Origin of the sequence: Geminicoccus flavidas (genome assembly GCF_009806515.1) — a bacterium.
GTDB lineage: Bacteria > Pseudomonadota > Alphaproteobacteria > Geminicoccales > Geminicoccaceae > Geminicoccus > Geminicoccus flavidus.
On sequence record NZ_WUJP01000359.1, the window covers coordinates 1 to 12,676 of the forward strand.

At 70.1% G+C, this 12,676-nt stretch carries 10 protein-coding genes; 4 read left to right on the forward strand and 6 right to left on the reverse strand.

The genetic code is table 11. From position 1 onward, the window contains the following. Positions 1 to 36 precede the first annotated feature (36 nt). Genes cobW through otnC form a run of 4 tightly spaced genes read left to right on the forward strand, consistent with a single transcriptional unit; the run spans position 37 to position 6,826 of the window. Positions 37 to 1,065: a cobalamin biosynthesis protein CobW gene (gene cobW / locus EQG76_RS10070; RefSeq protein WP_159712988.1), complete on the forward strand. Its 1,029-nt coding sequence runs from the start codon at positions 37 to 39 to the stop codon at positions 1,063 to 1,065. A 2-nt stretch (positions 1,066 to 1,067) separates the two neighbouring features. Continuing rightward, positions 1,068 to 4,880, forward strand: coding sequence for a cobaltochelatase subunit CobN (cobN, locus tag EQG76_RS10075; protein ID WP_159712990.1), 3,813 nt, complete (start codon positions 1,068 to 1,070; stop codon positions 4,878 to 4,880). 36 nt (positions 4,881 to 4,916) lie between these two features. Next, positions 4,917 to 6,188 (forward strand): 3-oxo-tetronate kinase, encoded by a 1,272-nt coding sequence (gene otnK / locus EQG76_RS10080; protein WP_159712992.1) that lies wholly within the window; start codon positions 4,917 to 4,919, stop codon positions 6,186 to 6,188. Next, positions 6,185 to 6,826, forward strand: a complete 642-nt coding sequence (otnC, locus tag EQG76_RS10085; RefSeq protein ID WP_159712994.1) for a 3-oxo-tetronate 4-phosphate decarboxylase — start codon at positions 6,185 to 6,187, stop codon at positions 6,824 to 6,826. The genes otnK and otnC overlap by 4 nt, the downstream gene beginning before the upstream one ends. A gap of 70 nt (positions 6,827 to 6,896) precedes the next feature. Here the strand turns inward: otnC and EQG76_RS10090 are convergent, their stop codons facing one another. The 6 genes from EQG76_RS10090 to EQG76_RS10115 form a co-directional block, all read right to left on the reverse strand. Then, complete coding sequence (locus EQG76_RS10090) at positions 6,897 to 7,742, reverse strand: fumarylacetoacetate hydrolase family protein (protein WP_159712996.1); 846 nt, start codon at positions 7,740 to 7,742, stop codon at positions 6,897 to 6,899. A gap of 45 nt (positions 7,743 to 7,787) precedes the next feature. Further along, positions 7,788 to 8,555 carry an ABC transporter ATP-binding protein gene (locus EQG76_RS10095; protein WP_159712998.1) on the reverse strand — a complete coding sequence of 256 codons (768 nt, stop codon included), beginning with the start codon at positions 8,553 to 8,555 and terminating at the stop codon, positions 7,788 to 7,790. Then, positions 8,552 to 9,391, reverse strand: a complete 840-nt coding sequence (locus EQG76_RS10100; RefSeq protein WP_159713000.1) for an ABC transporter ATP-binding protein — start codon at positions 9,389 to 9,391, stop codon at positions 8,552 to 8,554. The genes EQG76_RS10095 and EQG76_RS10100 overlap by 4 nt, the downstream gene beginning before the upstream one ends. Beyond that, positions 9,388 to 10,290, reverse strand: coding sequence for a nickel transporter permease (gene nikC / locus EQG76_RS10105; protein ID WP_159713002.1), 903 nt, complete (start codon positions 10,288 to 10,290; stop codon positions 9,388 to 9,390). The genes EQG76_RS10100 and nikC overlap by 4 nt, the downstream gene beginning before the upstream one ends. Further along, complete coding sequence (locus EQG76_RS10110; protein ID WP_200840707.1) at positions 10,287 to 11,333, reverse strand: ABC transporter permease; 1,047 nt, start codon at positions 11,331 to 11,333, stop codon at positions 10,287 to 10,289. Before EQG76_RS10110 ends, nikC begins: the two co-directional genes overlap by 4 nt. A 40-nt stretch (positions 11,334 to 11,373) precedes the next feature. Beyond that, the coding region (locus tag EQG76_RS10115) for an ABC transporter substrate-binding protein (RefSeq protein WP_159713004.1) at positions 11,374 to 12,676 on the reverse strand (1,303 nt) is incomplete at its 5' end.

Here is a 12,676-nt window from a genome sequence, read left to right on the forward strand (position 1 = left end):
GTGACGGTGAAGGGCTGAGGTTTTGAAGGGCGACGCATGAGCAAGATCCAGGCGACGGTCATCACGGGCTTTCTCGGCAGCGGCAAGACCACGCTGATCCGCCACCTGCTCGCCAGTGCCGCCGGCCGCCGCCTCGCCCTGGTGATCAACGAGTTCGGCGAGCTGGGCGTGGACCGCGAGGTCCTGCTGGGCTGCGGCGATGCCACCTGTCGCGAGGAGGACGTGGTCGAGCTCGCCAATGGCTGCATCTGCTGCACGGTTGCCGACGACTTCCTGCCGACCATGGAGAAGCTGCTGGCGCTGGATCCGCCGCCGGACCACATCGTGGTCGAGACCTCCGGGCTGGCCCTGCCCAAGCCGCTGGTCAAGGCATTCGCCTGGCCGGGCATCCGCGACCGGGTGACGGTGGATGGCGTGGTCACCGTGGTGGATGCCGCCGCGGTGGCGAGCGGCCTGTTCGCGCCCGATCCGGCCGCGGTCATCCGCCAGCGGGAAGCCGACCCGAACCTCGACCACGAGACGCCGCTGGAAGAGCTGTTCGAAGAGCAGGTCGGCTGCGCGGACCTCGTGGTGCTGAACAAGGCCGACTTGGTGGCCGAGGCTGACTGGCCGGCGGTGGACGGCACGGTGGCGCAGGACCTGCGCCGGCAGGCGCGCACGGTGCGCGCCGTGGCGGGCCGTCTGCCGGTCGAAGTGGTGCTGGGGATCGGTGCCGCCGCCGAGGCCGACCTGGCCAGCCGCCCGTCCCATCACGACGGGGCGGAGCACGACCATGACGATTTCGAGAGCTTCGCCGTGGCCCTGCCGCCGATCACCGATCCCGACCGGACCGCCGCCGAGCTCGGCCGGATCGCCGACCGGTTCGGCGTGCTGCGCCTGAAGGGCTTTCTCGAGGTCGCGGGCAAGCCGATGCGCCTCGTGGTCCAGGGCGTGGGCGGGCGGGTGACCCAGGCCTATGACCGGGCCTGGCGGGCGGACGAGCCACGCCTCGGCCGGCTGGTGGTGATCGGTGAGAAGGGTCTGGATCAGGTGGCCATCACGACGGCGATCCGCGCCGCCGCCTGACCATGCATCTCCTGCCGGCCGATGCAGCGGCCAGCCTGAACGAGGACGTGCCGGTCGATCTCGACCAGGCACCGGCCGAGCTGGTGATCGCCTCGTTCGCCGACACCGAGCTCGCCTGCTTGGCAGCGGCACGCGATCGGCTGGCGTCTGCCGCACCGGAGGGCGGCCTGCCCGAGCTGCGGCTGACGCCGTTGCGCCTGCTGCGCCACCCGATGTCGGTGGATCTCTGGGTCGAGCGGACCCTGACCCGAGCCCGGCTGGTGGTGCTGCGGCTGATCGGCGGCCGGTCCTACTGGCCCTATGGCCTGGAACAGGTGGTGGCCGCCTGCCGGGCACAGGGGGTGGCGCTGGCGGTCCTGCCGGGCGACGACCGCCCCGACCCGTCGCTCGACGGCTGGTCAACCCTGCCGCGCGCGACCTGCGACCTGCTCTGGCGGTGCCTGGCCGAAGGCGGCGTCGAGAACGCCACCCGCTTCCTCGCCAATGCCGTCGCTATCCTGGCCGGCAGGCAAGGGGCCGAGCGCGCGACGCCGCTGCCCCGGATCGGCCTGTACCGCGCGGGCCGCACCTTCACCGCACCAGACCCCGCCTGGACGAGCGCCGATCCGCCGGTCCGGGCCGTGGTTCTGTTCTACCGGGCGATGCTGCTCGCCGGCGACCTCCAGCCGGTCGACCGGCTGATCGAGGCGCTGGCCGGTCACGGCATCGGCGCAGTCGGCCTGTTCGTGTCCAGCCTGAAGAACCCGGCCGAGGCGGCGCTCGCCCGGGAATGGTGCCAAGCGGTGCGCCCGGGAGTCCTGCTCGCCGCCACCGGCTTTGCCACCGCGAGTGCTGAGACCGACTGGACGACCCCCTTCGACGTGCTGGACGTCCCCGTCATCCAGCTCGTGCTGGCCGGATGCGGCGAAACCGCCTGGCGGAACAGCCTGCGCGGCCTGCCGCCAGTCGACCTCGCGATGCAGGTGGCGCTGCCCGAGCTGGACGGCCGGCTGCACGGCCCGGTGATCGCGTTCAAGGACGGTGGCAGCCGGCACGAGCCCAGCCAGTGCCGGATCGTCCGCTGGCAAGCCTTCGCCTCCGGAATCGACCGTGCGGCGGCACAGGCCGCTGCCTGGCTGCGGCTACGCGACACCCAGCCTCGTGACCGGCGGGTGGCCCTAGTGCTGGCCAACTACCCGATCCGGGACGGCCGGCTGGCCAACGGCGTCGGCCTGGACACGCCCGCCTCCACAGTCACGATCCTCAAGGAGATGGAGCGGCTTGGATACAATATCCAATCCATCCCGGACGACGGCGACGCGCTGATCCGGGCCCTCCAGTCTGGCGTAACCAACGTGCCGCTGCCTGCGGACCTTCCCACCGGCGGGCAAAACCAGTCCACGGAGGCCGATGTACCTGCCGTGGCCGTGCGCCACGTGCGGGTGCGAGTCGAGCTGGAGCGCTATCGGCACTGGTTCGTCCGACTGCCGGACGAGCTGCAGCGGGCGGTGACCGAGCGCTGGAGCACCCCGGAGAGCGACCCGTTCTGCCGGGACGGCGCCCTGCTCCTCCCGGTCCTGCCGCTGGGCCAGGTCGTGGTCGCCCTCCAGCCGGCCCGTGGCTACGAGATCGACCCGGCCACGAGCTGGCATGATCCGGCCCTGGTGCCGCCGCACCGCTATCTCGCCTTCTATCTCTGGCTGCGCCATGGCTTCCGTGCCCATGCCGTGGTCCAGGTCGGCAAGCACGGTAACCTGGAATGGCTGCCGGGCAAGGCCACCGGCCTGTCCGATGCCTGCCACCCGGTGGCCCTACTTGGGCCCATGCCGCTGGTCTACCCGTTCATCGTCAACGACCCGGGCGAAGGGAGCCAAGCCAAGCGGCGTACCGGGGCCGTGATCATCGACCACCTGACCCCGCCGCTCGTCCGCGCCGGCCTGCACGGCGACCTCCAGGCGCTGGAGAACCTGCTCGACGAGTATGCGGAATCGCGCGACCTCGACCCGAAGCGGGCGGGCCTGGTGGCGCGCGCAATCGTCGAGGAGGCGGCGCGGCTGCGGCTCGACCGTGATCTGGCCGCGGGCGGGGGCCAGCCGGACGATGCCGTAGTAGCCCTGGATGCCTGGCTGTGCGAGCTGAAGGAGTTGCAGATCCGCGACGGGCTGCACGTGCTGGGCCAGAGCCCCGTCGGCCGGCAGCGGGCCGAGCTGCTGGCGAGCCTCGCCCGGCTGCCGCGCGGCAGCCGCCCGGGCGATGCCTCGCTGACCCGGGCGCTGGCGGCCGATCTGGGTCTGGCCGGTTTCGACCCGCTCGCAGTGGACGGGCTGGCCGCCCCTTGGTCTGGCCAGCGCCCGGCAGTGCTGGACGAACTCCTGCCGGCACCATGGCGCACCGCCGGCGACACGGTGGAGCGGCTGGAGGCTCTGGCGCTGGCCCTGCTGGCCGAAGAGCGCCCGGTACCACCGGCCTGGGGTACCACGGCCGCGGTGCTGGCCACGCTCAAGGCCGAGATTGCCCCGGCGCTGGACCGCTCGGGACCAGCAGAGCTGGAGGCACTCCTGGCGGCGCTGGATGGGGGCTTCGTCCGCCCCGGCCCGTCCGGCGCTCCCAGTCGCGGCCGGCCGGACGTTCTGCCGACCGGGCGCAACTTCTTCTCGGTCGACTGCCGCGCCCTGCCCACGCCCGCCGCCTGGCGGCTGGGCTGGGCCTCGGCCAGTGCCGTCCTGCAGCACTACGCCGAGCGCCATGGCGACTGGCCGAAAGCGCTGGTCCTGTCCGCCTGGGGTACCGCCAACATGCGTACCGGAGGCGACGACATCGCCCAGGCTCTGGCCCTGCTCGGCTGCCGGCCCGTCTGGGATGGTGCCGGCGGCCGGGTCACCGGGGTGGAGGTGATCCCGCTGATCCAGCTCGGTCGGCCCCGGGTGGACGTGACCTTCCGCGTTTCCGGCTTCTTCCGCGATGCCTTCCCCCAGCAGATCGAGCTGATCGACCAGGCGGCACGGCTGGTGGCGGGCCTGGACGAGCCGCCCGACCAGAATCCGCTGGCCGCCCATGTCGCGGCCGAGGCGGCGCGCCTTGCCGCTACCGGCGAGCCACCGGAGCGGGCCCGCCTGCGCGCCAGTGCCAGGGTGTTCGGCAGCAGGCCCGGGGCGTATGGGGCGGGTCTCCAGGCGCTGATCGATGAGCGCCACTGGCAGGACGATGGCGACCTCGCCGCTGCCTATCTCACCTGGGGGGCCCATGCCTATGGCAGCGGCCGCGAGGGCCTGGCCGATCAGGACCAGCTGCGCCGCCGGCTGGAGCAGAGCCAGCTCGTGCTGCACAACCAGGACAATCGCGAGCACGACCTGCTGGACAGCGACGACTACTACCAGTTCGAGGGCGGCGTGATCGCGGCGATCCGGCACTTCAGCGGCCGCCAGCCGGAAGCCTTCCATGTCGACCACAGCCGACCGGAGGCGCCACGGCCGCGGCGTCTCACCGAGGAGATCGGCCGGATCGTGCGCGGCCGGGCGGCGAACCCGCGCTGGATCCAGGGTGCGATGCGCCACGGCTACAAGGGCGCCTTCGAGATGGTCGCGACCGTCGACTATCTGTTCGCGTTCGCGGCCACCGCGCGCGTGGTCGAGGACCATCATTTCGACCAGCTGTTCGATGCCTATCTGGAGGACGCGGCAGTGCGCGACTTCCTCCATCGCGCCAACCCGGAGGGGCTCCGCGAGATGGCGGCGCGCTTTGCCGAGGCGATCGATCGCAGCCTGTGGCATCCTGCCCGCAACAGCGTGGCGATGCGGCTGGCCGATCTGCTCGCCCTGCCGGCATCCAGCGGCTAGTTCTTGCGAAACGAACCCGACGGAGGCGCTGAACCCATGCTGCTCGGCTGCATCGCCGATGATTCCACCGGTGCCACCGATCTCGCCGCCGTGCTGGTCCAGGAAGGCATGCGCACGGTCCAGACGATCGGCGTACCCGCGCCCGGCACCGATCCCGGCGAGGTCGACGCGCTCGTGGTGGCGCTGAAATCGCGCTCGATCCCGGCAGCCGAGGCCGTGCGCCAGTCGCTGGACGCGCTGCGCTACCTGCAGGAGCGCGGGGCCCGGCAGATCCTGTTCAAGTACTGCTCGACCTTCGATTCCACGCCGGAAGGCAATATCGGCCCGGTGGCGGAAGCGCTGATGGAGGCGCTGGGTGCAGAGCAGACCATCGTCTGCCCGGCCTATCCGACCCTGCAGCGCTCGATCTTCCGCGGCCACCTGTTCGTGGGCGACCGGCTGCTCAACGAGAGCGGCATGGAGAAGCACCCGCTGAACCCGATGACCGATGCCGATCTGGTCCGGGTGATGGCGGCGCAGAGCCGGCGCAAGGTCGGGCTGATCCGCTACGACACGGTGCACCAGGGTCCCGACGCGGTGCGCCGGCGCATGGCCGAGCTGGCGGTGGATGGCATCGCCCATCTGGTCACGGATGTCACCGACGATGCCGACCTGCGCATCCTGGGCGAGGCCGCAGCAGAGCTGAAGCTAGTCACCGGCGGCTCTGGGATCGCCCTGGGCCTGCCGGAGAATTTCCGCAGGGAGGGCCTGCTCGGCCGCCATGCGGCGGGCGCCCTGCCGGAGGTGAACGGGCTGGAGGCGGTGCTGGCCGGCAGCTGCTCGGTCGCGACCCGCGGCCAAGTCGCGGACTTCAAGAGTAGGTGCCCGGCCTTCCGGCTCGATCCGCAGACCCTGGCGGATGGCGATGCGCAGATCGAGGCGGCCCTGGCCTTCGCCGCCGAGCACATGCCGAGCGGCCCGGTCCTGCTCTACGCCACCGCGGAGCCCGCCGAGGTGGCGGCGGCCCAGGCGGTGCTCGGGCGCGAGCGCGCCGGCGAGCTGGTCGAGCGGGCGATGGGCTTAGTCGCGAAGGGCCTGGTCGAGCGGGGGGTCCGTCGCCTCGTGGTCGCGGGCGGGGAGACCAGCGGCTCGGTGATGGCGGCGCTCGAGGTCTCCGCGCTCAGGATCGGCGAGAAGATCGACCCGGGCGTTCCCGCCACGGTATCGATCGGTGCCGAGCCTTTGGCGCTGGCGCTCAAGTCCGGCAATTTTGGCACCCCGGACTTCCTGATCAAGGCGTTCGGCGCCATGCCGGGAGGCCGGCCGTGAGGGCCGAGGCGAAGCTGCGCGAGCAGATCTGCACGATCGGCCGCTCGATCTTCGACCGCGGCCTGACCTCCGGCTCGACCGGCAACATCAGCGCGCGTCTGGACGACGGCACCTGGCTGATGACGCCCACCAACGCCTCGCTGGGCAGGCTCGACCCCGCCCGCATCAGCAAGCTGGACGCGAACGGCAACCTGCTTTCCGGCGACCCGCCGTCCAAGGAGATCCCGCTCCACTCCGCCATGTATGACGAGCGCGCCTCGGCCGGCGCCATCGTCCATCTCCATTCGACCCACTCGGTCGCGGTCTCGATGCTGCCGGAGGTCGACCCGGACAATGTGCTGCCGCCGCTCACCGCCTATTACTGTATGCGCTGCGGCCGGGTCCCCCTCCTGCCCTACTTCATCCCAGGCGATCCCAAGCTCGGCGACGCGATCCGCGGCGTCGCCGGCAAGGCCAGCACCGTGCTGCTGGCGAATCACGGCCCAGTGGTCGCCGGCAAGGACCTGGAGGCCGCCACCAACGCTGTCGAGGAGCTGGAAGAGACTGCCAAGCTCTATCTGATGCTCCGCAACCTGAACCCGCGCCTGCTGACGCCCGAGCAGGTAGCGGAGATCGAGCGGAAATATCCGATCAAGTGACATGAAAAAGGGGCGGTCCCGTTGAGACCGCCCCTCTTCATTCACGATTCACGGTGCGCGCGCCGGTCGCTCAGGCCTGGATCACTTCCTGGCGCTGCTCGCCCAGGCCCTCGATGCCCAGGCGCATGACCTGGCCGGCCTTGAGGTAGATCGGCTCGGGCTTCTGGCCCATGCCGACGCCCGGCGGGGTGCCGGTCGAGATGATGTCGCCGGGATGGAGCGACATGAACTGGCTGAGATAGTGGACGATGTGCTTCACGGTGAAGACCATCGTCTTGGTCGAGCCGTTCTGGTAGCGGTGCCCGTCGACCTCCAGCCACATGTGGAGGTTCTGCGGATCCGGCACCTCGTCGCGGGTCACCAGCCACGGGCCGGTCGGGCCGAACGTGTCGCAGGACTTGCCCTTGGTCCACTGGCCGCCGCGCTCGGCCTGGAAGGCCCGCTCGGACACGTCGTTGATCACGCAGTAGCCGGCGACATAGTCCAGCGCCTCGTCCTCGCTGACATAGGACGCGGTCTTGCCGATGATCACGCCGAGCTCGACCTCCCAGTCGGTCTTCACCGAGGTCCGGGGGATCTTCACCTGGTCGTTCGGCCCGACGATCGCCGAGGTCGCCTTCATGAACACCACCGGCTCCTTCGGCACCGGCAGATTGCTCTCCGCGGCATGGTCCGCGTAGTTCAGGCCGATGCAGATGAACTTGCCGGTCCCGCCCACGCAGGGGCCGAGCCGGGTGCCGTCCGGCACCTTGGGCAGGCTCGCCGGGTCGATGCCCCGGAGCTTGGCCAGCCCGTCATCGGAGAGCACCGCACCGGCGATATCCGGCACCACGCCGTCCAGCGAACGGATCACCCCGTCCTTGTCCACGATACCGGGCTTCTCGGCCCCAGGCGTGCCGTACCGCACGAGCTTCATCGGTGCTCCATCCTCCCAAAAAGGCGTCGGGCAAGCCCTTAGACCCTATCGGCCAGCATTTGAAGCCTGCGACCGGACATGGCGGCTGGCGGCGACCAGGGCCCTTGCCTGCGGCGAGCGCACTTCGCCGGCATCGAGAGCGTCACGGTCCAGCTCCTCGACGATCCGGCCCCGGTCCATCACCAGGACAAGCGGGCACATATGCGCCACGACCGCGAGATTGTGGCTGACCAGGATGGCGGTGAGCCCGCGCCGTTCCTGGATCGCCATCAAGAGGTTCAGGATCTCTGCCTGCACCGACACGTCCAGGGCCGAGGTCGGCTCGTCGAGCAGCAGGATGGAGGGCTCGGGCAGCAGTGCGCGGGCGATCGCGACCCGCTGGCGCTGGCCGCCGGAGAGCTGGTGCGGGTAGCGGAAGCGCACGTCCGCCGGCAGGCCGACATCGGCCAGGGCCTGCGGGATCAGCCGGGCCGGATCGCCTAGGCGGTGGATCGCGATCGGCTCGTCCAGGATCGCGTCGATCGTATGGCGCGGGTGGAGCGAACCGTACGGGTCCTGGAACACCATCTGCACGTCGCGGCAAAACGCGAGATCGCGGCGCGCCCCGACGAGCTGCCGCCCGCCGACCTCGACCTTCCCCTGCCAGTCCGGCACCAGTCCGGTCAGCACGCGCAGCACCGTCGACTTGCCGGACCCGCTCTCGCCCACGATGCCCAGGCAGGCACCGCGTGCGGCCGTCAGGCTGATCCCGTCCAGTGCCTTGAGCGGCCCGTAGCGGACGGTGAGGCCATTGATGCGGATGGCAGCACTCACGATGCGGCCCAGCTCGGGTCGCGCCGGAGCACCGGCAGCTCGCGGCGGCGCTCCCCTAAGCGCGGGACACATGCGAGCAGGCCCTGCGTGTAGGGATGCCGTGCCTGGGCCAGATCCCTTGCCGGCAGTTCCTCCACGATCCGGCCGGCATAGAACACCAGCACCCGGTCGCAGAACGCGGCCACCAGGTCGAGGTCGTGGCTGACCAGGACCAGGCCCATGCCGCGGGCGGTGACCAGCTCGTCCAGCGTTTCCAGGATGCCGGCCTCCACCGTGGCATCCAGGGCCGAGGTCGGCTCGTCAGCCAGCAGCAGCTCCGGGCCCGGGGCCAGCATCATCGCGATCATGGCGCGCTGGCCCATCCCGCCGGAGATCTCGTGCGGGTAGAGGCGGACCACGCGCTCCGGATCACGGATATGGACGGCGTCCAGCGCTTCAATCGAGCGTCGGCGCGCCTCGCCGCGGCTCAGCCGGTGGTGGAGCCGGAAGGTCTCGGCCAGCTGCGCGCCTATGGTCATCACCGGGTTCAGGGCGTGGCGCGGGTCCTGCAGTACCATGGCGATCCTGCGCCCGCGCAGCCGCGTCCGCTCGCCAGGCTTCAGCCTGGTCAGATCCTGGCCGGCAAAGGTCAGGCGATCAGCGCTCACCCGGCCGGGCGGCGGGATCAGGTCCAGGATCGCGCGCGCGGTCATCGACTTGCCCGACCCGCTCTCGCCGACGATCCCCACCTTCTCGCAGCCGACGGTGAAGCTGATGCCGCGCACCACCTCGCGCAGGCCCTCCTGGCCGGGAAAGGCCACGCGCAGCCCCCTCACCTCCAGGAGCGGTGTGCTCATCGGCCCTGGCTCCGGGGATCCAGCACGTCGCGCAGGCCGTCGCCGATCAGGTTGAAGGCGAGGCTCACCAGGAAGATCGCGGCCCCTGGCATGGTCGCGACCCACCACTGGTCGGTCAGGAACTCCCGGCCGGTCGCGACCATCGCCCCCCATTCGGGCGAGGGCGGCTGGGCGCCCAGGCCCAGGAAGCCCAGGCCAGCGGCGATCAGGATCATCCCGGCGAGATCAAGGGTAAGGCGCGCCAGGACCGTCGAAATCGTGAGCGGCAGGATGTGGCGCAGGAGGATGCGGCCGTGCGAGGCGCCCTGCAGCCGGGCGGCGGCGATGAAGTCCTGGCGGCGCAGGGTCAGGGTCTCGGCGCGGGCGAGGCGCGCATAGGGCGGCCAGGCGGTGGCGGCGATCGCGATGATCGCGTTCTCGATGCCCGGCCCCAGCGCCGCCACCAGTGCCAGGGCCAGCACCAGGCGTGGGAACGCCATGAACACGTCGGTGACGCGCATCAGCACCCGGTCCACCCAGCCACCGCGATAGCCGGCGACGATCCCGATCGCGAGGCCGATCGGCGCCACCGTGACCGCGGCCAGAGCCACGATCACCAGCGTGATCCGGCTGCCCCAGATCACCCGGCTCAATATGTCACGGCCGAGCTGATCGGTACCGAACGGATGGGCGGCCGAGGGCGGCTGGAGCCGCTGGGCCAGGTCCTGGGCGTCTGGGGCGTAGGGTGCCAGCACCGGCGCGAACAGGGCCACCAGCAGCAGCAGTGCCACCAGGACTAGCCCCACCGCGGCCAGCGGGTTGGCCAGGAGCGCCAGCGTGCCCCGGTAGAACCTCCCTGCCCGCGCCTGGGCGCGCGAGGCCGGCGTGGCCGTGGTCAGCCAGGCGGACAGCGTGCTCATCGCGCCCTCGGGTCGACCAGGGTGTAGAGCAGGTCGGACAGGAGGTTCAGGCCGATGAACACAAGGCCGATCACGATGGTGGCGCCCAGGACGGCGGTGAGGTCGGCGGAGAAGAGGGACTGGGTGATGTAGAGGCCCAGGCCCGGCCAGGCGAACACCGTCTCGGTCAGCACCGCACCTTCCAGAAGGTATGCATAGGACAGGGCGACGGTGGTGATCAGCGGCACCATGATGTTGCCCAGCACGTGCCGCCAGATCACAAGCCGCTCCGGCAGGCCCTTCACCCGCGCCGCGATCACATATTCCTGGCCGAGCTCGGCCAGCATCAGCGAGCGGGTCATCCGGGTGATGTAGGCGAGCGACAGATAGCCCAGCACCGAGGCTGGTAGGATCAGGTGCCAGAATGCGTCAAGGAAGGCGGCATGGTCTCCGGCCAGCAGCGTGTCGACCAGCATCAGCCCGGTGACCGGCTCGATCGAGTATTCGTAGACCACGTCGATCCGGCCCGGCCCCGCCACCCAGCCGAGCTCGGCATAGAACACCAGCAGGCCCACCAGCCCCAGCCAGAAGACCGGGACCGAGTAGCCGGCCAGCGCCACCACCCGGATGACCTGGTCCTGCCAGCGCCCGTGTCTGGTCGCGGCCAGCACGCCCAGTGGCACGCCCAGGCAGACGCCGATCAGGGTCGCCACGGTCGCGAGCTCCAGGGTCGCCGGGAAGAACCGTGCGATGTCAGTGAGCACCGGCTGGCCGCTCAGGACCGAGTTGCCGAAGTCGCCCTGGAGGATCTCGCTCAGGTAGCGCAGGAACTGCCGCCAGAGCGGCAGGTCCAGGCCCAGCTCAACCGCGGCCTGGACGCGCACATGCTCCGGCGCCCGGTCGCCCACCACCGCCAGCAGCGGGTCGACCGGCACCACCCGGCCGATGAAGAAGGTGACTACCAGCAGTCCGAACACGGTCAGGACCACCGAGACGATCACGGACAGGACACGGCCGAGGAGGCGGCGTAGCGCACCGTGCGCGCGTGGCTCCTCCTCCGTCAGCCCGGCCAGACCGTCCTGTTCCGATGCGACCGCCACGGGCCTAGCTCTTGGTCACCCCGGCATAGCTTACGGTGTCGAAGGTCGGACCGGAGACGTAGCCGTCCACATTGGCGCGCAGCACGCTGTTTTCGACCTGCTGGAACATCAGGATGTAGGCGCCGTTGCTCTGCACCTCCTTCTGGATGTCCAGATAGGCCTGCTCGCGCGCCTCGGGGTCGATCTCCAGTGCCGCCTCCCCGGCCCGTTCGCTGAGTTCAGGGATGTCCCAGGCATTGCGCCAGGCGATCGTCTTGGCAGTGCCCTCGTCGCTGTTGTCCGGGTTGTTAGCGAAATAATCGGTGGTGGAGTGCGGGTCGAGATAGTCCGGCGACCAGTACATCAGCACCATGTCGTGGTTGCGGGCCCGGTACTTGGTCAGCACCTGCTTCTGGTCGGACTGGATCAGTTCCACCGTGACGCCGGCCTGGCCGAAGCTGCCCTGGATCGCCTGGGCGATGTCGATATAGGGTGAGGTGTTCGGCACGTCGAAGGTGATCTTGAGCTCGGGCCCAGCACCGGATTGGGCGAGCAGCGCCTTAGCCTTCTCGATGTCCAGCTTGTAGGGGTTGTCCTTCAGGGCGCCGAACATGCCATCACCCAGGAAGGACTGGTGGACCTGCCACTGGCCTTTCAGGAGGTTCGTCACCAGGCCCTCGTAGTCGACCGCCCAGCGCAGCGCTTCGCGCACCTTCGGGTTGGCCAGGATCGGGTTCTTCTGGTTCAGGCCGATATAGAGGATGCTCTGCTTGGGCTGCGCCAGGAGCTTGAAGTCCGGGCTGGCAGTCAGCTTGGCGATCTGGTCGGGGCTCAGGTTGCGGGCGATGTCGGCATCGCCCTTCTCGATCAGGAGAAGCTGGGTGGCGGGCTCGCCGATATGGCGCACGATCACCCGCTTGATCGCGGGTGCGCCCAGATAGAAGTCCGGGTTGGCCTCCAGCGCCACGGCGTCCTTGGCCTTCCAGGCGAGCAGCCGGAAGGCGCCCGAGCCCGCCGACTGGTTCTTCAGCCAGCCATAGCCGAGATCGCCATCGGCCTCGTGCTCCTGGACCAGCCTGGAATCGACGATCGAGCCCACGCCCGCGGACAATGCGTTCAGCACCAGGGTCGGCGCGAACCGGTTGACCAGGGTCAATTCCACCCTATCCGGGCCGGTCGCCTTGACCTGCTCCTTCACGTTGTCCGCGGTCCAGCCGAACTGGGTCAGGATGAAGGCCGGCGTCTTGTCCAGGATGACCACCCGCTGCAACGACCAGGCCACGTCCTCGGCGGTCACCGGGTTGCCGGAGTGGAACTTGAGGTTCGGC

Coding starts and splice junctions, on each gene's coding strand:
- cobW (WP_159712988.1), top strand. CDS start 37: ATGAGCAAGATCCAGGCGACGGTCATCACGGGCTTTCTCGGCAGCGGC.
- cobN (WP_159712990.1), top strand. CDS start 1,068: ATGCATCTCCTGCCGGCCGATGCAGCGGCCAGCCTGAACGAGGACGTG.
- otnK (WP_159712992.1), top strand. CDS start 4,917: ATGCTGCTCGGCTGCATCGCCGATGATTCCACCGGTGCCACCGATCTC.
- EQG76_RS10090 (WP_159712996.1), bottom strand. CDS start 7,742: ATGAAGCTCGTGCGGTACGGCACGCCTGGGGCCGAGAAGCCCGGTATC.
- EQG76_RS10100 (WP_159713000.1), bottom strand. CDS start 9,391: ATGAGCACACCGCTCCTGGAGGTGAGGGGGCTGCGCGTGGCCTTTCCC.
- nikC (WP_159713002.1), bottom strand. CDS start 10,290: ATGAGCACGCTGTCCGCCTGGCTGACCACGGCCACGCCGGCCTCGCGC.